1 protein-coding gene is annotated in these 257 nt (G+C 39.3%); it reads right to left on the reverse strand.

The window, feature by feature from the left end; genetic code table 11:
- On the reverse strand, positions 1-257 hold a 257-nt coding region (locus GBN19_RS15655; protein WP_151778724.1), incomplete at both ends, for an integrase core domain-containing protein.

Consider the following 257-nt stretch of genomic DNA (forward strand, 5'->3'; position numbering starts at 1 on the left):
CATGTTATAAAAATCCAAATACTCAGCAATGGATTGTTTCGCTTGTTTTACTGTATCGTAAGCCTTCAAATAGACTTCCTCATGCTTCACGCTGCGCCATAAACGCTCAATCATCACATTATCCATCCACCGTCCTTTCCCATCCATACTGATACGGATATTTCGCAATTTTAACTCATTCAAAAATGCCTCGCTTGTGAATTGACTGCCTTGGTCTGTATTAAACACCTCAGGACAACCATATTTCACAATTGCTT

Origin of the sequence: Acinetobacter brisouii (genome assembly GCF_008993995.1) — a bacterium.
GTDB classification, from domain to species: domain Bacteria; phylum Pseudomonadota; class Gammaproteobacteria; order Pseudomonadales; family Moraxellaceae; genus Acinetobacter; species Acinetobacter brisouii_A.